At 65.7% G+C, this 17,805-nt stretch carries 14 protein-coding genes; 4 read left to right on the top strand and 10 right to left on the bottom strand.

Annotated features, from left to right (window positions below):
- Positions 1-14 precede the first annotated feature (14 nt).
- The 3 genes from CUR21_RS06155 to CUR21_RS06145 are packed head-to-tail and all read left to right on the top strand — an operon-like array spanning position 15 to position 2,120.
- Positions 15-554 (top strand): transcriptional repressor, encoded by a 540-nt coding sequence (locus tag CUR21_RS06155; protein ID WP_100196149.1) that lies wholly within the window; start codon positions 15-17, stop codon positions 552-554.
- Complete coding sequence (locus CUR21_RS06150) at positions 551-1,333, top strand: metal ABC transporter ATP-binding protein (protein ID WP_100196148.1); 783 nt, start codon at positions 551-553, stop codon at positions 1,331-1,333. The genes CUR21_RS06155 and CUR21_RS06150 overlap by 4 nt, the downstream gene beginning before the upstream one ends.
- Positions 1,326-2,120 (top strand): iron chelate uptake ABC transporter family permease subunit, encoded by a 795-nt coding sequence (locus tag CUR21_RS06145; protein ID WP_100196761.1) that lies wholly within the window; start codon positions 1,326-1,328, stop codon positions 2,118-2,120. The genes CUR21_RS06150 and CUR21_RS06145 overlap by 8 nt, the downstream gene beginning before the upstream one ends.
- 65 nt (positions 2,121-2,185) lie before the next feature.
- Here CUR21_RS06145 and CUR21_RS06140 read toward each other — a convergent pair whose 3' ends face one another.
- A complete protein-coding gene (locus CUR21_RS06140; RefSeq protein WP_198431636.1) occupies positions 2,186-3,157 on the bottom strand; it encodes a PRC-barrel domain-containing protein in 972 nt (323 codons plus the stop codon).
- 323 nt (positions 3,158-3,480) lie between these two features.
- On the opposite strand from CUR21_RS06140, the gene CUR21_RS06135 reads away from it, so the two are divergent.
- The gene (locus CUR21_RS06135; RefSeq protein WP_100196146.1) at positions 3,481-5,979 is read left to right on the top strand and encodes an FAD-dependent oxidoreductase; all 2,499 of its coding nucleotides are present in this window, start codon (positions 3,481-3,483) and stop codon (positions 5,977-5,979) included.
- 138 nt (positions 5,980-6,117) lie between these two features.
- Here the strand turns inward: CUR21_RS06135 and CUR21_RS06130 are convergent, their stop codons facing one another.
- The 9 genes from CUR21_RS06130 to xdhA all read right to left on the bottom strand — a co-directional run bounded on the left by CUR21_RS06130 (position 6,118) and on the right by xdhA (position 17,745).
- Positions 6,118-6,930, bottom strand: a complete 813-nt coding sequence (locus tag CUR21_RS06130) for a GH25 family lysozyme (RefSeq protein WP_100196145.1) — start codon at positions 6,928-6,930, stop codon at positions 6,118-6,120.
- A gap of 31 nt (positions 6,931-6,961) precedes the next feature.
- Positions 6,962-8,080: an FAD-binding oxidoreductase gene (locus CUR21_RS06125; protein WP_100196144.1), complete on the bottom strand. Its 1,119-nt coding sequence runs from the start codon at positions 8,078-8,080 to the stop codon at positions 6,962-6,964.
- A 128-nt stretch (positions 8,081-8,208) separates the two neighbouring features.
- Entirely contained in the window at positions 8,209-9,300 is a 1,092-nt protein-coding gene (locus CUR21_RS06120) for a BMP family ABC transporter substrate-binding protein (protein ID WP_100196143.1), read from the bottom strand.
- Positions 9,301-9,350: 50 nt separating this feature from the next.
- A complete protein-coding gene (locus CUR21_RS06115) occupies positions 9,351-10,280 on the bottom strand; it encodes an ABC transporter permease (RefSeq protein ID WP_100196142.1) in 930 nt (309 codons plus the stop codon).
- Positions 10,280-11,368: an ABC transporter permease gene (locus CUR21_RS06110; RefSeq protein WP_100196141.1), complete on the bottom strand. Its 1,089-nt coding sequence runs from the start codon at positions 11,366-11,368 to the stop codon at positions 10,280-10,282. Before CUR21_RS06110 ends, CUR21_RS06115 begins: the two co-directional genes overlap by 1 nt.
- 81 nt (positions 11,369-11,449) lie before the next feature.
- Positions 11,450-12,976, bottom strand: coding sequence for an ABC transporter ATP-binding protein (locus CUR21_RS06105; protein ID WP_100196140.1), 1,527 nt, complete (start codon positions 12,974-12,976; stop codon positions 11,450-11,452).
- Positions 12,973-13,908: a xanthine dehydrogenase accessory protein XdhC gene (gene xdhC, locus CUR21_RS06100; RefSeq protein WP_100196139.1), complete on the bottom strand. Its 936-nt coding sequence runs from the start codon at positions 13,906-13,908 to the stop codon at positions 12,973-12,975. Before xdhC ends, CUR21_RS06105 begins: the two co-directional genes overlap by 4 nt.
- Positions 13,901-16,345, bottom strand: a complete 2,445-nt coding sequence (xdhB, locus tag CUR21_RS06095) for a xanthine dehydrogenase molybdopterin binding subunit (RefSeq protein WP_100196138.1) — start codon at positions 16,343-16,345, stop codon at positions 13,901-13,903. The genes xdhC and xdhB overlap by 8 nt, the downstream gene beginning before the upstream one ends.
- Positions 16,342-17,745 carry a xanthine dehydrogenase small subunit gene (gene xdhA, locus CUR21_RS06090; protein WP_100196137.1) on the bottom strand — a complete coding sequence of 468 codons (1,404 nt, stop codon included), beginning with the start codon at positions 17,743-17,745 and terminating at the stop codon, positions 16,342-16,344. Before xdhA ends, xdhB begins: the two co-directional genes overlap by 4 nt.
- Positions 17,746-17,805: the final 60 nt, after the last annotated feature.

Raw genomic sequence — 17,805 nt, 5'->3', positions numbered from 1 at the left:
ACGAGGAGCCCGCCATGCCCCATGATCCTGCTTCCGGCGCGCATGTGCATGACGAGGATTGCCCCGGCTGCGCGAGCCCCGATCTGGCCTTTGCGCGGCATGACCACAGCCATTGCGCGGCGGATGTCTTGGCGCGGGCCGAGACGCTGGCGGCGGCCTCGGGCGCACGGATGACCCCGGTGCGGAAGCGCGTGCTGGAGATTCTGTTGGAGAATCATAAGGCGATGGGGGCCTATGACGTGTTGCAAAGGCTGGCCGCCGACGGCTTCGGCAATCAGCCGCCCGTGGCCTATCGGGCCTTGGAGTTTCTGGTGGAGCAGGGGTTTGCCCATCGCATCCGCCGTCTGAATGCCTTTGCCGCCTGCATGCATCCGGGCGAGGCGCATGCGCCCGCCTTTCTGATCTGCAAGGCCTGCGACACTGTGGCCGAGGCCCCGGCGGCCCCGGTGCGGGCGGCGCTTGACACGGCGGCGGCTGCCATTGGGTTCGTGGTGGAGCGGTCGAACATCGAAGCCTTGGGCCTGTGCCCGGCCTGCCGGGACACGGCGAAATGAGCCTGATCGCGGCGGAGAAGATCTGCGTTCGTTTTGGCGGCAGCGAGGTGCTGCACAATGTGTCGATGGCGGTGCAGCAGGGCGAGATCGTGACCATCGTTGGCCCGAACGGGTCTGGCAAGTCGACGCTGTTGCGGGCTTTGCTGGGGATCGTCCCGGTGGCGCAAGGGCAGGTGCAGCGGGCCGCAGGGCTGCGGATCGGCTATGTGCCGCAGCGTCTGGCGCTGGACCGCAGCTTGCCGATGACGGTGCGGCGGTTCCTGTCTTTGCCGGTGCGGGTGGAGGACGCGGCGGCCAGCCGCGCGCTGGCCCGGGTGGGCGTGCCTGCGGTGGAAGCGGTGCAAATGGCCAACTTGTCGGGCGGGCAGTTGCAGCGGGTCTTGTTGGCGCGGGCGCTGTTGTCTGATCCGCAGCTTCTGGTGCTGGATGAGCCGACGCAGGGTCTGGATCAGCCGGGCGAGGCCGGATTTTACCAGCTGATCGAGGATGTGCGGGCCACATCGGGGGCGGCGGTGCTCATGGTGAGCCATGATCTGCATGTGGTGATGGCCGCGAGCGACCGGGTGATCTGCCTGAACGGCCATGTCTGCTGTGAAGGCACGCCGCATGTGGTTTCGTCGGCGCCCGAGTATCGCGCCCTGTTCGGGCTGGGCACCAAGGGAGCCTTGGCGCTGTATCAGCACGTGCATGACCATGGACATGACCATGACCATGACCATGGGCATCACCACGACCATGCCCACCCCCATTCTCATGACCGTGATCACAGCCATGCTTGACGATTTTCTGACCCGCGCCGCCCTTGCCGGGGTGGGGCTTTCCTTGGCGACCGGGCCTTTGGGATCTTTCGTGGTCTGGCGGCGCATGGCCTATTTCGGGGATGCGACGGCGCATGCGGCCATTCTGGGCGTGGCCTTGGCGCTTGCGACCGATGTGCCGGTGGGGTTTGGCATCATGGTGGTGTCCTTGGCCATGGCCGTGACCGTGGCAACGCTGGCGGCGAAAGGCTGGACCATGGACACCACTTTGGGCGTTCTGGCGCATTCGGCGCTGGCCTTTGGACTTGTCGCCGTGTCTTTCGTGCCGGGCGTGCGCACGGATCTTTCGGCGTGGCTGTTCGGGGATATTCTGGCGGTCAGCCGGGGCGACCTTGCCTTTGTCTGGGGCGGCGCCGTGGTGGTGCTGGGCTTGCTGGCGTGGCGCTGGCAGGCGCTTTTGACCGCGACGCTGAACGAGGATCTGGCCCATGCCAGCGGCCTGAACCCGGACCGCGAGCGGCTTGTGCTGACGGTAGCGCTTGCCATTGTGGTGGCGGTGGCCATCAAGGTGGTTGGCGCGCTGCTGATTGCGGCCATGCTGATCGTTCCGGCGGCTGCGGCCCGTGCCCTGTCGCGGACGCCCGAAGCGATGGCGGCTTTGGCGGTGGGGATCGGCGCGCTGTCGGCGCTGGGCGGGCTGCAACTGTCGCTGTGGCAGGACACGCCGGCGGGGCCGTCGATCATTGTGGTGGCGGCGGTGATCTTTGCTGGCACCGCGGCCTTGGGCCAAAGGGCGCGGCGGGGATAAAAAGAAGGCGAGGTGGCCAAAGCCACCCCGCCCACTGTGCGTTTCTGTAAGGTTACAGAGGCAGATCAGCCCTGATATTCGGGCAGAGCTTCCAGCTGCTCTTGGGTCATGGTCACACGGAAGTGGTCCACGGTGCCGTCAGCATCCACCACGGTGGTCAGAGCATCCGAGCCGAGCGACACGCGACGCTCGCCAATCCCGAGGAAGCCGCCCACGTCAACGATGGCGCCTTCGATCGCACCATTGGCACCCACGGCCACGGCGCTGATTTCGCCGACGTCTTCGTCATTGGCACCCACCACGCGCTTGCCGATCAGGTCGTTCTCGGCCATCACGCTGAAGTCGGCCATGCCGCCATCGGTGTAGGTGCCTTCGGCAGCCATGGTGCCATCAGCGGCCATCGTGCCATCTGCCGGAGCCGTTGCGGCCGGAGCGGTTGCGGTCATGCCATCCGCAGCCGGAGCGGTGGTGGCCATGCCATCAGCGGCTGGTGCGGTTGCCGTCATGCCATCGGTTGCCACGGCGGTGTTGTCAACGGCCGAAGCTTCAAACACCATGTCCGGGTTGAATTCCGGCGCGGCTTCCAGCGCTTCCTTGGTGCCGTGGAACACGATGAAGTAGTCATCGGGGCTGTTCGAGTCCGGCACCATCACGAGGTTGGACAGCGACAGGGCGACGGTCTTTTCGCCAATCCCGAGGAAGCCGCCGAAATCGACCAGCACGGCCTCGGCATCGCCGTTCAGCGAGATGATGAGGTCAGAGATCTCGCCAGCGTCATCCCATTCGGTGTCGGCTGCGGCGATGGCGTCGGTCGACATGGCCGAGGTGTCCTGCTCGGTCACGTAAACGCGCTTGCCGATGAAATCGGAGGCGCGCACGCCACGGTCAACGCCTTCCAGATAGGGCGAGGTCATCGCCATATTGCCATCGGCGGCCATCGGGGCGGTTGCATCGGGAGCGGGGGTGGCAGCGGTCTGCGCGAAGGCCGGCAGAGCGAGAGCCATCACAAGGGCGGAAGTTCCAAAAAGCTTTTTCATGGTCGTCTCCTGTTCTTTCGAAGACAGCGGGGGGAGGGTGTTTTGCACGACCCTCTGTGCCGTCGGTATGAACAACAAACACCGCCGCATCGCATACGTTCCCGGAAAGACCCCGATTTTGTTTTGCGATTTCAACGGAACAAAATGCCGCTTTGCGGGTTTGCAGCGCCCCGCGCCCAAGCTTTGGCCGGATGAGGCGGAGCAAACGGCAGGCCGGGGTTCGATCAAGGATGTCGTTTTCGTCTGCCAAAGGTCGGCGGATCTTGTCCGCCATTTTCTCGATCAGGCATTGATGGCACAAAGGCCAAGTCCGGAGATTGCCCATGAAAACGCATGTGAAAGCCCTTGTTGTCGGCGGCGGCGCCGTTGGAAACGGCATCGCCTATCACTTGGCCAAGGCAGGCTGGGACACGATGCTGGTGGAGCGCGATGAGCTGACCGCCGGATCGACATGGCACGCCGCCGGGCTGCTGCCCTTGTTTAACATGAGCTATGCCACCACGCATATTCACAAATATTCGGTGGATTTCTACAAATCCCTCGAGGCGGAAACCGGGTTGAACGCGGGCTTTGCGGTGGTCGGCAACCTGCGCATGGCGCAGCGGCAAGAGCGGATGGACGAGTATATGCTTTACTCTTCCGTCGCGGAAACCGCCGGGGTCTATCACGAATTCCTGACGCCGAAGGAGATGAAAGAGCGCTGGCCGCTGTTGCGCACCGAAGATCTGGTGGGCGCGCTGTTCCACCCGCAGGACGGCTATATCAACCCGGCCGATGTGACCCAAGCCATGGCCAAGGGCGCGCGGCAACTGGGCGCCACGATCGAGCGCAAGATTCAGGTCAACGGCTATCGCTGGACCGGGTCGGAGTGGATCGTGACCTGCGCCCGCATGGTGGAGCAGGGCGGCAATCTGGTGGCGAGCGACGAGACCTTCGAGATCCGGGCCGAGCATGTCGTCACCGCGACGGGCAACCACGCCCAACGCACCGCGCGGCTTTTGGGCGTGAAGATCCCAGCGATCCCGGTGGAGCACCAGTATATCGTGACCGAGCCCGATCCGGCGCTGGTGGCTTGGCGCAAGGCGGGCAATGCCGAGCACCCGGTGCTGCGCGATGCCGATGCCAAATGGTATGTGCGCGAGGAACGCGGGGGCTGGATTCTGGGCCCCTATGAGCGCAATGCGCCCGCAAGGTTCCTGTATGACGTGCCGCAAAGCTTCCGCGCCGATCTGTTCCCGCTGGATCTGGAGCGGATCGAGGGCGAATACATGTCGATGATCCACCGCCTGCCGTCTTCGGAAACCGTGGGGCTGAAGGACGATTTCAACGGCCCGATCTGCTACACGCCGGATGGCAACCCGCTGGTCGGTCCGGTGCCGGGGCTGCGCAACATGTGGATCGCCGAAGGCTTCAGCTTTGGCATCACCGCAGCAGGCGGCACCGGCTATTATCTGGCGCAGATGATGACCCAAGGCGAGGCCGAGATCGACATGGCCAGCCTTGATCCGCGCCGCTATGGCCAGTGGATGACCACCGAATATGCCGCGCGCAAGAATGAAGAATGCTATGAGCATGTCTTCATCCTGCACCACCCCGATGAAGAGCGCGAAGCCTGCCGCCCGCTGCGCACCGCCCCGGTCTATGACCGGCAAAAGGCGCTGGGCGCGCAATTCGGTCAGGTGAACGGCTGGGAACGGCCGATCTATTACGGCCCCAAGGATGCGCCCGAGGATTTCGACCACCATGCCCGCAGCTTCCGCCGTGGCGCGTGGTGGCAATATGCCGTGGAAGAGGCCAAGGCGATCCGCGAAACCGCCGGGTTGATCGATGCCACCGCCTTTACCAAGCATCTGGTGCGCGGTCCGGGGGCGACGCAGTTCCTTGACTGGTTCACCTGCAACAAGCTGCCCGCCGTGGGCCGCATCAACCTGACCTATGCGCTGACCCCCACCGGCACCACCCGCACCGAATACACCATCGTGCGGCTGGCACAGGACGAATATTACCTCGTCTCGGCCGGGGCCTGGACCGATTACGATGCGGATTTCCTGCGCAAATGCGCGCAGGACAAGGCCCCCGAGTTCGGCCATATCGACATCCATGATGTCACCACGCAATGGGGCGTCTTCGCGCTGGCCGGACCGAATGCGCGCAAGATCTTGGCGGAAATCGTCAAGGACGCCAATCCGGAGACGGTGTTGTCGAACAAGCGCTTTCCGTGGCTGTCGATGCGCAACATCGAGCTGGGCATGGTGCCGGTGCGCGCGATCCGGGTGGCCTATACCGGCGAGCTGGGCTGGGAACTGCACCACCCGATCGAGATGCAGCGCCATCTGTGGGACCTGCTGCTGAAGGCGGGCGAGAAACACGGCATGAAGCTGGTGGGGGCGCGGGCGCAGAACTGGCTGCGGCAGGAGAAATCCTACCGCGCCTTTGGCAATGAGCTGGGGCGCGATGCGACCCCTCTGGAAGCCGCGCTGGACCGCTTCGTGGACCTGTCCAAGGCGTTTCAGGGCAAGGAGGCAATGCTGGCGACCGGCATCCGCTCAAAATGCTGCACTCTGCTGATTGACGGGCCGGAGGACACCGATCCTTGGGGCAAGGAGGCGCTGCTCCTCAACGGCGAAAAGGTCGGGCGTCTGACCTCGGGCGGCTATTCGGTCGCCTTTGGCAAGCAGATCGGCATGGGCTATGTGCGCCCCGATCTGGCCGAGGTGGGCACGCGGCTGAAGGTCAAGATCCTGCGGCAGGAATGGGATGCGGTGGTGGTGGAAGACAGCCCCTTCGACCCGACCAATGCCCGCATCCGTGTCGATGGCTGACACCGCGGCCGGGGGCCAGCCCCCGGACCCCCGGAGTATTTGGAAAAGGTGCAAGCATAGCCCCGGCTTCGATTTGCACCTTTCGGAAATACTCCGGGGTCCGGGGCAGAGCCCCGGGGGCACCGCTGGCGCGCGGTTCTAGGGATGCGCGCGCCGCGCCAGCCAGGCCTGCCAGGCGGCGCGGGAGCCTGCAAAGACGTTCAGGTCGCCGTCTCCGGCCTTGCCCGGGATCTGCCCTGTGCCGGAATATTGCCAGAAGGTCCAGCGGGTGCCCGGATAGACCTTCGACGGGTGTCCGGCGACAGACCGGACCCAGAATTCCACCCCGCGCAGGCGCCAGAGTTCATGTGAGGCGAAAATGTCGGGGCTGACATAGACCAGCGGCATTTGCCCATAATGGCGCGCCACCGTGTCGAGGAAGATTTGCGCCTCGGCCAGCAGTTCGGCCTGTGGCGGCCGCCGGGTGCAGGTGGGAGAGAACGGCGTCCATTCCAGATCGAGCACGGGTGGCAGCGCGCCGCGGGCCTTGGGGACCCGGCGGATGAAGTTCTGGGCCTGCGCCCGGCCCGGCGCGCAGTGATACCAGAAGTGATAGGCGCCGGTGGCGACGCCTGCGGCGCGGGCCGCGGTCCAGTGCTGCTGGAACATCGGGTCGGCATCCTCGGCGCCTTCGGTTGCCTTGATGAAGGTGAAGTTGATGCCATTGGCGCGTGCCGTCACCCAATCCACCGGGGGCTGGTAGCGGGAGGTGTCGGTGCCATGCACGGCATAGGCAGAGGGCGCACGGCCGTCCCACGGATGGGGTTTGCGATCCCCGAAATTGGGCGCGGTGACCGGTCCGCTGACGGGCGAGGCGGCGCCTGCGACAGCGGCGGGGCGCGATCCGCCGCAGGCGGCAAGCGAGAGGGCGACAAGGGACAAGGCGGCAAGGAGCAAGGGGGCGCGTTTCATCGGGCGACTGTGCCGCAAGGCTGGCCGGGTGTCACCCGTCGAAATGCGCGGCGGCCCTAAGGACAGGCGCTCTGCCGCCGAAGCGCGCGGGCGAGACCGCCGCGACCAGAGCGGCGGACAGTGCCGGGCTTTGGCCGAGGATCAGATCGGCGGCCAGCTGGCTTGCGGCAGGGCAGGACTGAAAGCCTTGTCCGCCTTGGCCGGCCAGCCAGAAGAACGCGGGCTCCTGCGGATCATGGCCGATCACCAGCGTGCGGTCGGGGGCAAAGGTGCGCAGGCCCGCCCAGTTCGACAAAAGCCGCGTGACGGGTTCGGTCACCATCTGCTCGAACCGCGCGAGGCCTTCGGCAAGGATCATGTCGTCGGCCCAGGCATCATGCGGTTCGGTCGCGTGCTCTTCTGCGGGCGAGACGATCAGGGCGCCTGCGTCGGGCTTTGCATACCATGACTCCCCGGCCCCGAAGAGCATGGGCCAGCGGGACACGTCTTGCGCGCCCGGTGCCGGAAGGCGCGCCATCGAGCGTCGGTAGGGGGTGAAGCCCAAGGGCTGTGTGCCTGCCAGCCGGGCGATCTGGTCGACCCATGCGCCGGCCGCGTTGACGAGAAGCCGCGCCGACACCGGGCCTGCTGCGGTTGTCAGATGCCACAGGCCGCCTGCGCGGCGGATGTCGGTGACGGCGGCATGGGTGTGCAGCCGGGCGCCCGCGGCGCGGGCGGTTCGCACGAAGTCTTGCAGCAAGAGATCGGTGTCGATGTCCCATGCGTCGGGAGAATGGGCGGCCAAGGCGACGCTGTCGGGGTTGAGGATGGGCACCATGGCGCAGGCTTCGGCCACTGTGATCGGCGACAGCCCCATGGAGGCCGAGTCGGCGCGGAAGGCATCGGCGTCGGCGGCGCGCCCGACCATCAACAGGCCACGGGGGGACAACACGCCTTTGGCGGCGCGAAAGAAATCGCCAGAGGCCAAGGACAGCTCGACCACCGCCGGACTGCCGTAGCGGGGTTCATAGAGCGCGGCGGAGCGGCCCGATGCGTGATGGGCGAAGGCCGCTTCCGCCTCGAGCAAGACAACCGACAGGGACGGGGCGAGCCGTGCCGCCAGCGAGAGTCCTGCAATCCCGCCGCCAATGATGACAACATCCGCATCCATGATCTGCGCTCCTTCCGGTTTGCCAGAGTGCCTATCCTGTTCAGACCGGAAAAGGCAGTCCCCCTGCGGCAGGGGGCAACAAAAAAGGCCCGTGCGTGGCACGGGCCTTTTCGGGAGCAGAGGGAAGATTACTTCGGAATTTCGCCCGAAATGCCTTCGATGTAGAAGTTCATGCCCAAGAGGTCGCCATCGGGGGCCACCGCACCTTCGGCGAGCCAGACCGAGCCGTCCTGTTTGTTGATCGGGCCGGTGAAGGGGTGGTAGGTGCCCGCTGCGATGGCATCGCGCATCGCCTCGGCCTCGGCCTTGATCTCGGCGGGGACGGCGTCGGTGATTTCACCGATTTCGACTTCGCCTTCGGGAATGCCTGCCCAGCTGTCGACCTGCTCATAGGTGCCGTCCAGAAGCTCGCCCACGCGCTTGACGTAATAGGGGGCCCAATTGTCGATGATCGAGGACACGCGCGGGCTTGGCTTGTAGTCGGCCATGTCGGAGGCTTGGCCAAAGCCGATGACGGCGCCGTTGGTTTTGGCGGCTTCGGCGAGCGGCGCGGTCGAATCGGTGTGGCTGGCGATCACGTCGACGCCTTGGTCGATCAGCGCCTTGGCCGAGTCGGCTTCTTTTGCGGGATCAAACCATGTGAAGGCCCAGACCACCGACAGTTCGACATCGGGGTTCACCTTCTTGGCGTGCAGGTAATAGCTGTTGATGCCCATGACCACTTCGGGGATCGGGAAAGAGCCGATGTAGCCGATCTTGTTGGTCTTGGTCATCTTGCCAGCGATGTGGCCCTGAATCGCACGGCCTTCGTAGAAGCGGGCGTTGTAGGTGGAGACGTTCGGATGCTCGCGCTTGTAGCCGGTGGCGTGCTCGAACTTGATGTCGGGGAATTTGGCCGCGACGTTGTTCGTCGGGTCCATGTAGCCGAAGGAGGTGGTGAAGATGATGTTGCAGCCTGACAGGGCCATCTGGGTCAGAACACGCTCGGCATCGGCGCCTTCCGGCACGTTTTCCTGAAAGGCGATCTCGACCTTGTCGCCATAGGTTTCCACCAGCTCTAGCGCGCCTTGATGGTGCTGATAGGTCCAGCCCAGATCGCCGATCGGCCCCACGTAAACGAAGCAGGCCTTGACCTTGTCGAGGCCCTGCGCGCTGGCGGACCCGCCGAAGGCAAGCCCGAGACCCAGCGCCGCGGTGGCGAGAAGTGTTCTGCGATTCATTGTCGTCTCCCTGAAAGGGGCCGTTGATCGGCCCCGGTTTGGATGATGCCTCAGCGTGAGGCGTGGAAGTTCTTGCCCAGACTTGCCGGGGCGCTGAGTGCGGCCTTTCCGCGCCCCGAGGACATGATGACCAGCACAAGGATGGTTATCAGATACGGCGACATCGACAAGTATTCGACCGGGATTCGCGCTCCGGCTGCTTGCAAATTAAGCTGGAGCACGGAGATTCCGCCGAAAAGATAGGCGCCGATCAGCGCGCGCCACGGGCGCCATGCCGCGAAGACCACGATGGCCAAGGCGATCCAGCCTGCGCCGGCGGTGATGCCATCGGTCCATTGGGGGACGCGCACGAGGCTGATGTAGGCGCCGCCGACGCCTGCCATGGCGCCGCCGAAGAGGATCGCCAACATGCGGATCTTGCGGACCTTGTAGCCCAGGGCATGCGCGGCATCATGGCTTTCGCCCACCGCGCGCAGGATGAGGCCGGTGCGGGTGGAGCGCAGCACCCACCACGTCGCGGCGACCGAGGCCAAGGAGAGGTAGACCACCCAGTCATGGCTGAACAGGACGCGCCCTAAGAAGGGGATGTCGGCCAGCGGCCCAAAGGGCACCGCGCCCGTGGCAGGCGGGCGGATGCCCACGAAGCCTTGGCCCATCAAGGACGACAAGCCCAAGCCGAACAAGGTGAGCGCGAGCCCTGAGGCCACCTGATTGGCCAGCAGATATTGCGTGAGCAGGCCAAAGATCAGCGCCATCGCCATGCCCCCCACCGCGCCTCCGACAAAGCCCATGAAGGCGCTGCCGGTTTGCACGGAGAGGATGAAGCCGCAGACCGCGCCCATGATCATCATGCCCTCGACCCCGAGGTTGAGCACCCCGGCGCGCTCGACAACCAATTCGCCGATGGCCGCAAGGATGATGGGCACCGACGCCACCATCAGCGCCGAAATCAGCAGAGCCGGATCGATTCCTCCAAACATCAGATGGCCTCCTTCGTGCTGCCAAGGCGAATGCGGTAGTTGCTGAGCAGATCGACGGCCAGCAGGAAGAAGAGCAGCATGCCCTGAAAGGCCTGAATCGCCGCCGCGGGCAGGCCCAGCATGAATTGCGCCAGCTCGCCGCCGATATAGGTGAGCGCCATCAGCAGCCCGGCGAGCAGGATGCCGATGGGGTTCAGCCGCCCCAGAAAGGCCACGATGATCGCGGTAAAGCCGTAGCCCACGTTGAAATCGATGCTGATCTGTCCGGCGGGACCCGCGACCTCGAACAGGCCGGCGAGTCCGGCCAAGGCCCCGGAGATGCCCATGCACAACAGGATCAGCCCGGTCGGATTCACCCCGGCATAGCGCGCGGCGCGCGGCGCCTGCCCGGCCAGTTTGATGTGAAAGCCAAGGATGTGGCGCTGAAGCAGGATATAGGCCGCGATCACCGCCATGAAGGCGGCAATCACCCCCCAGTGCAGGCCGGTGCCCGCGATCAGTTCGGGATTGGAGGCGGCCGGATATTGGCTGAGGTTGCGGCTGCCCGGAAAGCCTCCGCCCTCGGGGTTGCGCAGAAGGCCCAGCGACATCGACGACAGGATGTTCTGCGCGATATAGACCATCAGCAGGCTGACGAGGATTTCATTGGTGTTGAATTTGGTGCGCAGAATGGCGGGGATCATGGCCCAGATCCAGCCTCCGAAGGCACCTGCCACCACCATCAGCGGGAAGATGAACCACAGATCGGCAGGATAGAAGGCGAGGCCGACACCCGCACCGAACAGTGCCCCCATGATATACTGGCCTTCGGCGCCGATGTTCCAGATCCCGGCCCGAAAGCCCAAGGACAGCCCGATGGCAATCAGGATCAGCGGGCCCGCCTTGACCAGCAGTTGAGGCCGCGAATAGCTTGCGAATTGCGGGTTGAACAGCGGGTCCCAGAAAATCGTGCGGATCGCCTCGAACGGGTTCTTGCCGAGCGCCGCAAACATGAGCCCGCCCGCGATCATGGTGAGCACCACCGCCAGCACGGGCGTGGACGCCTGCCAGAAGCGGCTTGGCGAAGGTCTTTTTTCAAGCCGGATCATGCAAGGGCCCCGTTCAACTGTTGCAGACTGTTCTTTGGCAAGGCGGCCGCGCCGCGCAGGGCATGGGGGCCGCGGTGTGCGTCAATGGCCATGATGCGCCACCTCCATCCCGTGCGCGCCGCCCATCATCAGGCCGATTTCGTCAATCGTAAGGCCAGCCACCGGGCGCGGCGGCGTGAGCCTTCCTTCGTTGAGGGCGGCGAAATTGTCGGCGATTTCAAGAAGTTCATCGAGGTCTTGGCTGATGACCACAACGGCTGCGCCTTGTGCTGCCCGGTCCAGAATGGCTTGGCGGATGCTGGCCGCAGCGGCGGCGTCGACGCCCCATGTGGGCTGGTTGATGACGATGATTTCAGGGGTCTGGCTCAATTCGCGCCCGACGACGAATTTCTGCAGGTTGCCGCCCGAAAGCGCGCGTGCGGCGACATGGGTGCCCGGGGTGCGGACGTCGAAATCGGACACGATGCCCGCGGCAAAGCGTTCTGTCGCCTGCCAGTCGATGAAGCCGCGTTGCACCAGCCCCTTGCGCAAGGCGCCGGAGAGCAGGGCGTTTTCCACGAGGCTCATGTCCGGGGCGGCGGCATGGCCCAGCCGTTCTTCGGGGGCGGCCACCAGACCCGCGCTGCGCCGTTCATTGGGGCCGGTGTGGCCTGCGCCCTGACCGTTGATCCGCACGGAATCGCGGTTCGCGCGCAGCTCGCCCGAGAGGGCGAGCAGCAATTCGTCTTGCCCGTTGCCCGCAACGCCGGCAATGCCCAGCACTTCGCCCTTGGCCACGGTGAAGGAGACATTCTTGAGCGCGGTGCCGAACGGAATGGGCGAGGCGACCGAGAGATCGGCCACTTCCAGCGCAACCGCCCCCTTGGTGGTGCCCGCCCGCGCGGGAGGCGTGAGGGTGGCGCCGATCATCAATTCAGCCATTTCGCGCGCAGACCTGTCGCGCGGTGTGCAGGTGGCGACCACTTTGCCGCGCCGCAGGATCGTTGCCTCGTCGCACAGCGCGCGGATCTCTTCGAGCTTGTGGCTGATATAGAGGATCGCGGTGCCTTCGGCAGACAGCTGGCGCAGGGTCTTGAACAGAATCTCCACCTCTTGCGGTGTCAGCACGCTGGTGGGTTCGTCCATGATCAAGAGTTTGGGGTCTTGCAGCAGACAGCGCACGATTTCGACCCGCTGACGCTCTCCGGCCGAGAGGTCCCCCACCATGCGCGCCGGATCGAGCGGGAGGCCGTATTCTTCGCTGACAGAGCGAATCCGCGCGGCGAGTTCTTTCATCGGGGGCGGATTTTCCATGCCCAGAGCCACGTTCTCGGCCACATTCAGGGCCTCGAACAGGCTGAAATGCTGGAAGACCATGGCCACACCGCTGGCGCGGGCCGCGCGCGGTTCGCTGGGGGAGAATGCGGCGCCGCGCAGGGTCATGCGCCCTTGATCGGGCTTGACCAGCCCGTAGATCATTTTCACCAGCGTGGATTTTCCGGCCCCGTTTTCGCCCAGAAGGGCGTGGATCTCGCCTTCGGAAATCGCAAAGGATACATCGGAATTGGCAACCACGCCGGGATAGGCCTTGGTCACGCCTTCGACGCGCAGCAGTTCGGGCCGTGTCATAGGGCGGTCTCCTTGAACGAGGGAAGGGCTTTGCGGGACAGCACGGCCTGCGCCACGCCGATGGCAATGGCCTGCGGATGTTTGCCCAAGCGCGGGTCACCGATCGGGCACTCGATGCGGGCGATGGCGGGGGCGGCATGGCCGAGGGCGGTCAACCGCGCGCGGAAGCGCGCCCATTTGGTGGCGGAGCCGATGACCCCGGCACGGGCGAAGCCGTGCTGCAAGAGGCGGTGGCACAGATCCAGATCGAGCGCATGGCTGTAGGTCAGGACCAGATGCTCTGCCCCCGGAGGCGCGTGGGACACCAGACGTGCGGCATCGGCGCAGGGCAGGACGGTCACGCCAGCGGGGAGGGGGGAAGGGAAGCGATCTGGCGCCACGTCGATCCATGTCAGGCGCAGACCGGGCAGCGGGGCCAGAACGGCGACCAGAGCGCGCCCGACATGCCCGGCCCCCCAGATCCAGAGATCGCGGCAGGGAGGGGTGAGGGGTTCGAGAAACCAGCCTTGCACCAGTTGCGTCGCGGGGAGGATGCCTTGTCCGCGCGCCCGGTCGATCAGGCGCTGGACCGCGAGCGGTCGGTCGCGCCCGTCCAGACTGCGTGCCACCACCCCCGCCTCTGCCACCGGCAGGCAGGTGGCATCGTAGACTTCGGTCACAAGGGTGACGGCCCCGCCGCAGCATTGCCCCAGCGCCGGGCCCAAGGGCACCCGCTGCACGGCGCGGCCCCCGGATGCCAGCATGGCGCGCGCGCGCAAGGTGGCTTCCCATTCCAGCGCGCCCCCGCCAATGGTGCCGGATTGCCCGTCGTGCCAGACCAAGAGGGAGGCGCCGGGTTCGCGCGGGGAGGAGCCGTCATGTCCGGCGATCACCACCCGCGCGACCGGGCCATGGGCGGCAACGGTTGCGGCCAGCGTGTCGAGATCAAACATCGCCGCGCACCCGCCGCACCGCCGCCAGCACGCGTTCCGCCGTGGCGGGCGCGTCGAGGGCCGGATACCCCGGGCCGCAGGCCGCCACCGCATCGGACAGCGCGTAAAGCGCCGAGATGCCAAGCATGAAGGGCGGCTCGCCCACGGCCTTGGAGCGACCGACGGTGTCTTCCCGGTTGGGTTTGTCCCAGAGCGCGACATTCATCACATCCGGGCGGTCGGAACAGGCTGGGATCTTGTAGGTGCTTGGGGCATGGGTGGTCAGCCTGCCCTTGCCGTCCCAGACGAGTTCTTCGGTGGTCAGCCAGCCCGCGCCTTGCACATAGGCGCCTTCCACCTGCCCGATGTCCAAGGCGGTGTTCAGGCTGCTGCCGGTGTCGTGCAAGAGGTCGGCGCGCAGAATGCGGTTTTCGCCCGTCAGGGTGTCGATCACCACCTCTGTCACCGCAGCGCCATAGGCGAAATAGAGGAAGGGACGGCCCTTGCCGGCCTTGCGGTCCCATTGCAGCTTGGGCGTGGCGTAAAAACCGGTGGAGGAGAGGCTGACGCGGGCCTGATAGGCCCACATCACGACCCGCGCGAAATCATAGGACTCGCCCGCGACATGCACCATGCCATCGGCGAAGCGGACGGACTCGGCCTTGGCCTGATGCTTTTCGGCAAGGAAGGCGGCCATGCGGTCGCGGATGGTGCGGCAGGCGGCTTGGGTGGCCATGCCGTTCAGGTCAGAGCCGGAGCTTGCCGCCGTGGCGCTGGTGTTGGGCACTTTCGCCGTGTCGGTGGCGGTGATCTTGACCCGGTCTGGATCGACGCCAAAGACGCTTGCCGCCACCTGCGCCACTTTCTGAAACAGGCCCTGTCCCATTTCGGTGCCACCGTGGTTGAGGTGGATGGACCCGTCCTGATAGACATGGACCAAGGCCCCGGCCTGATTGAGGTGGGTCAGCGTGAAGGAGATGCCGAACTTCACCGGGGTGAGCGCGATCCCACGTTTCAGAATGCGGCTGTCCGCGTTCCATTGGGCAATGGCCTTGCGCCGCGCGGCGTAATCTGAGGTTTCGACCAGACGGGCCACCAGTTCGTGGCCGATGAAATCCTCGACCGGCATGAAGAAGGGCGTGGACTGCGTGCCCGGGCTTTCGCCCTGTGCAGGCAGGTTCGGCCGCGCCTGCGCGGCGGAGGTGCTGTCGGCGCTGGTGGCAAGCGCCCCGCGCGAGGTCAGATCCACGCTGTCATCGGCGGGGGGATGATCGGGGGGTTGCGGTGCCGGAGCCGCAGAGGCGGGCGTCTGTGCCGCCGCCGCGTAGAAGTTTGCCCGCCGCACCTCCAGCGGATCGCGGCCCAGTGCATGGGCGACGTGATCCATCACCCGCTCGATCCCGACCATGCCCTGCGGCCCGCCAAAGCCACGGAAGGCGGTGGCGCTTTGGGTGTGGGTCTTGAGGCGGTGGCTTTCGATGCGAATGTCGGGCAGGTGATAGCAGTTGTCCGTGTGCAGCATGGCGCGATCGGCCACCGGCAAGGACAGGTCCTGCGCCCAGCCACAGCGGAACAGATGGGTGAAGGTCACGCCCGTGACGCGGCCCTGATCATCAAAGCCCGCGCGATAGAGGATGCGCAGGTCATGCCGCTTGCCGGTGATCATCATATCATCGTCGCGGTCATAGCGCATTTTGGCCGGGCGCCCGGTGCGGCTGGCGACAACGGCGCAGGCGATGGCCAGCGCGTTGCCTTGGCTTTCCTTGCCGCCAAAGCCGCCGCCCATGCGCCGCACCTCGACCCGCACCGCGCTCATCGGCAGATGCAGGGCATGGGCGACCTTGTGCTGGATCTCGGAGGGGTGTTGCGTCGAGGCGTGGACCAAAAGATCGCCGCCTTCCAGCGGCAGGCAGGCGGCGACCTGACCTTCGAGGTAGAAATGTTCTTGCCCACCCACCTCGAAGCGCCCTTCGATCTGATGCGGGGCCGCGTCGATCTTGCGCGCGGCATCGCCTTTGGTCCAGATCACCGGGCCGTCTTCGAACCGGCTGTTGGCGGCGAGGGCGTCGTCGACCGTCAGCAGCGCCGGGCGGGCGTCATAAGTGACCTTGGCAAGACGCGCGGCCTTGCGCGCGGCCAGATGGCTTTCGGCGGCCACCAGAAACAGCGGCATGCCGAGATAGAACACCTCTCCGGTCGAGATCATCGGCTCGTCATGCGCCGAAGGGCTGCAATCGGGCACTTCGTCGAAATCCTCGGGGCCGTAGACGGCCACCACACCGGGCGCGGCCCGGACGGCGGTGAGATCGAGCGCGGTCACCCGGCCATGGGCGATGGTGGACAGGCCAAAGGCCAGATGCAGCGCATTGCCGGGAAGCGGGATATCGTCGACATAGCGCGCTTGGCCTGTCACATGCAGGGGGGCGGCATCATGCGGGAGGGATTTGCCCATGCTCATGCGCGCACCTCCAGCACCGAGACGGGATCGCCGTTCAGATCATGCACATAGCGGCGCAGCATGTTTTGCGCGGTGGTCAGCCGATAGGCCGCGCTTGCGCGCATGTCAGACAGCGGGGTGAAATCCCGCGCCATTTGCGCCGCGGCCTCCTCCGCCGTTTCCGGCGTCATCGGTTTGCCCAAGAGGGCCGCCTCGACCGCGCGCGCGCGTTTCGGGGTGCCCGCCATCCCGCCAAAGGCGATGCGGGCGCTCTCGATCCGTCCGTCTTGCAGCGTCAGGTTGAAGCAGCCGCAGACGGCGGAGATGTCTTGATCGAAGCGTTTCGAGAGTTTGTAGCAGCGCAGCGCGGGCGCCTGTGCCGGGATGGTGACAAAGGCCACGAATTCGCCGGGCTGACGGTCTTGCTTGCGGTAATCGAGGAAGAAGTCCTCCAGCGGCATCTGGCGGTGGGTGTTGCCCTTGCGCAGGTGCAGGGTGGCGCCGAGCGCGATCAGCGCGGGCGGGCCATCACCGATGGGCGATCCGTTGGCGATATTGCCGCCGATGGTGGCCGCGTTGCGGACCTGTTCGCTGGAATAGCGGCGCAGCAGTTCTCCCAAGGAGGGGAAGCGGGGGGCAAGCGCCGCGCGCAGCGCCGCAATGGTGACGCCCGCGCCGATGCGCAGCGACTCGCCTGTCTCTTCGATCTGTTGCAGATCGGTGACGCCGTTGAGGAAGGCGACAGGGGTGAGGTCGCGCAATTGCTTGGTGACCCAGAGGCCCACATCGGTGGCCCCGGCAATCAGCGTGGCATCGGGGTTGGCCTCATACCATGCCGCCAGTTCGTCACTGCTGCGCGGGCGGAAGCCGGAACCCGCAGCGGAAGGGGCAGACGGCTGTGCGGCGGGTTGCGCCGGGCTGACCAAATCGCGATCGGTTGTCATCCAGCCGGGCACCGGGGCGTTTTGGGCCGCTTGCGCCGCGCGGATGATCGGCGCGTAGCCGGTGCAGCGGCACAGGTTTCCGGCAAGCTGGTCATCATGGTCGGTGGCGCCGTTCAGATGGGCTGTGGCCATGCTGACCACAAAGCCCGGCGTGCAGAAACCGCATTGCGACCCATGGTGGCGGATCATCTCGTGCTGAACGGGATGCATCTCTCCTTGCGGGCCGCTGATGCCTTCGACGGTGCGCACGGCCTTGCCGTCGAGTTGCGGCAGAAACAGGATGCAGGCATTCAAGGCGCGGCTGCCGCTTTCGTCGGTGACCATGACGGTGCAGGCGCCGCAATCGCCTTCGTTGCATCCTTCCTTGGTTCCGGTGAGGCCACGGCTTTCGCGCAACCAGTCCAGAAGCGTCCGGGTGGGCGCTTCGTCAGACACGCGGACAGGCGCTCCGTTCAGGTGAAACGCAATCTGCGACATATTTTATCGTCCGCCGCCTTCTCCCCGTTCGAGGCTTTTGCATACCCGCCCGATGCGGCG

The organism is Pseudorhodobacter sp. MZDSW-24AT (genome assembly GCF_002794355.1).
Taxonomy (GTDB): Bacteria; Pseudomonadota; Alphaproteobacteria; order Rhodobacterales; family Rhodobacteraceae; genus Pseudotabrizicola.
The sequence above is the reverse complement of the archived record's forward strand: the minus strand, read 5'-3'. Positions and strand labels throughout refer to the sequence as shown.

Coding starts and splice junctions, on each gene's coding strand:
- CUR21_RS06155 (WP_100196149.1), top strand. CDS start 15: ATGCCCCATGATCCTGCTTCCGGCGCGCATGTGCATGACGAGGATTGC.
- CUR21_RS06150 (WP_100196148.1), top strand. CDS start 551: ATGAGCCTGATCGCGGCGGAGAAGATCTGCGTTCGTTTTGGCGGCAGC.
- CUR21_RS06145 (WP_100196761.1), top strand. CDS start 1,326: ATGCTTGACGATTTTCTGACCCGCGCCGCCCTTGCCGGGGTGGGGCTT.
- CUR21_RS06140 (WP_198431636.1), bottom strand. CDS start 3,157: ATGAAAAAGCTTTTTGGAACTTCCGCCCTTGTGATGGCTCTCGCTCTG.
- CUR21_RS06135 (WP_100196146.1), top strand. CDS start 3,481: ATGAAAACGCATGTGAAAGCCCTTGTTGTCGGCGGCGGCGCCGTTGGA.
- CUR21_RS06130 (WP_100196145.1), bottom strand. CDS start 6,930: ATGAAACGCGCCCCCTTGCTCCTTGCCGCCTTGTCCCTTGTCGCCCTC.
- CUR21_RS06125 (WP_100196144.1), bottom strand. CDS start 8,080: ATGGATGCGGATGTTGTCATCATTGGCGGCGGGATTGCAGGACTCTCG.
- CUR21_RS06120 (WP_100196143.1), bottom strand. CDS start 9,300: ATGAATCGCAGAACACTTCTCGCCACCGCGGCGCTGGGTCTCGGGCTT.
- CUR21_RS06115 (WP_100196142.1), bottom strand. CDS start 10,280: ATGTTTGGAGGAATCGATCCGGCTCTGCTGATTTCGGCGCTGATGGTG.
- CUR21_RS06110 (WP_100196141.1), bottom strand. CDS start 11,368: ATGATCCGGCTTGAAAAAAGACCTTCGCCAAGCCGCTTCTGGCAGGCG.
- CUR21_RS06105 (WP_100196140.1), bottom strand. CDS start 12,976: ATGACACGGCCCGAACTGCTGCGCGTCGAAGGCGTGACCAAGGCCTAT.
- xdhC (WP_100196139.1), bottom strand. CDS start 13,908: ATGTTTGATCTCGACACGCTGGCCGCAACCGTTGCCGCCCATGGCCCG.
- xdhB (WP_100196138.1), bottom strand. CDS start 16,345: ATGAGCATGGGCAAATCCCTCCCGCATGATGCCGCCCCCCTGCATGTG.
- xdhA (WP_100196137.1), bottom strand. CDS start 17,745: ATGTCGCAGATTGCGTTTCACCTGAACGGAGCGCCTGTCCGCGTGTCT.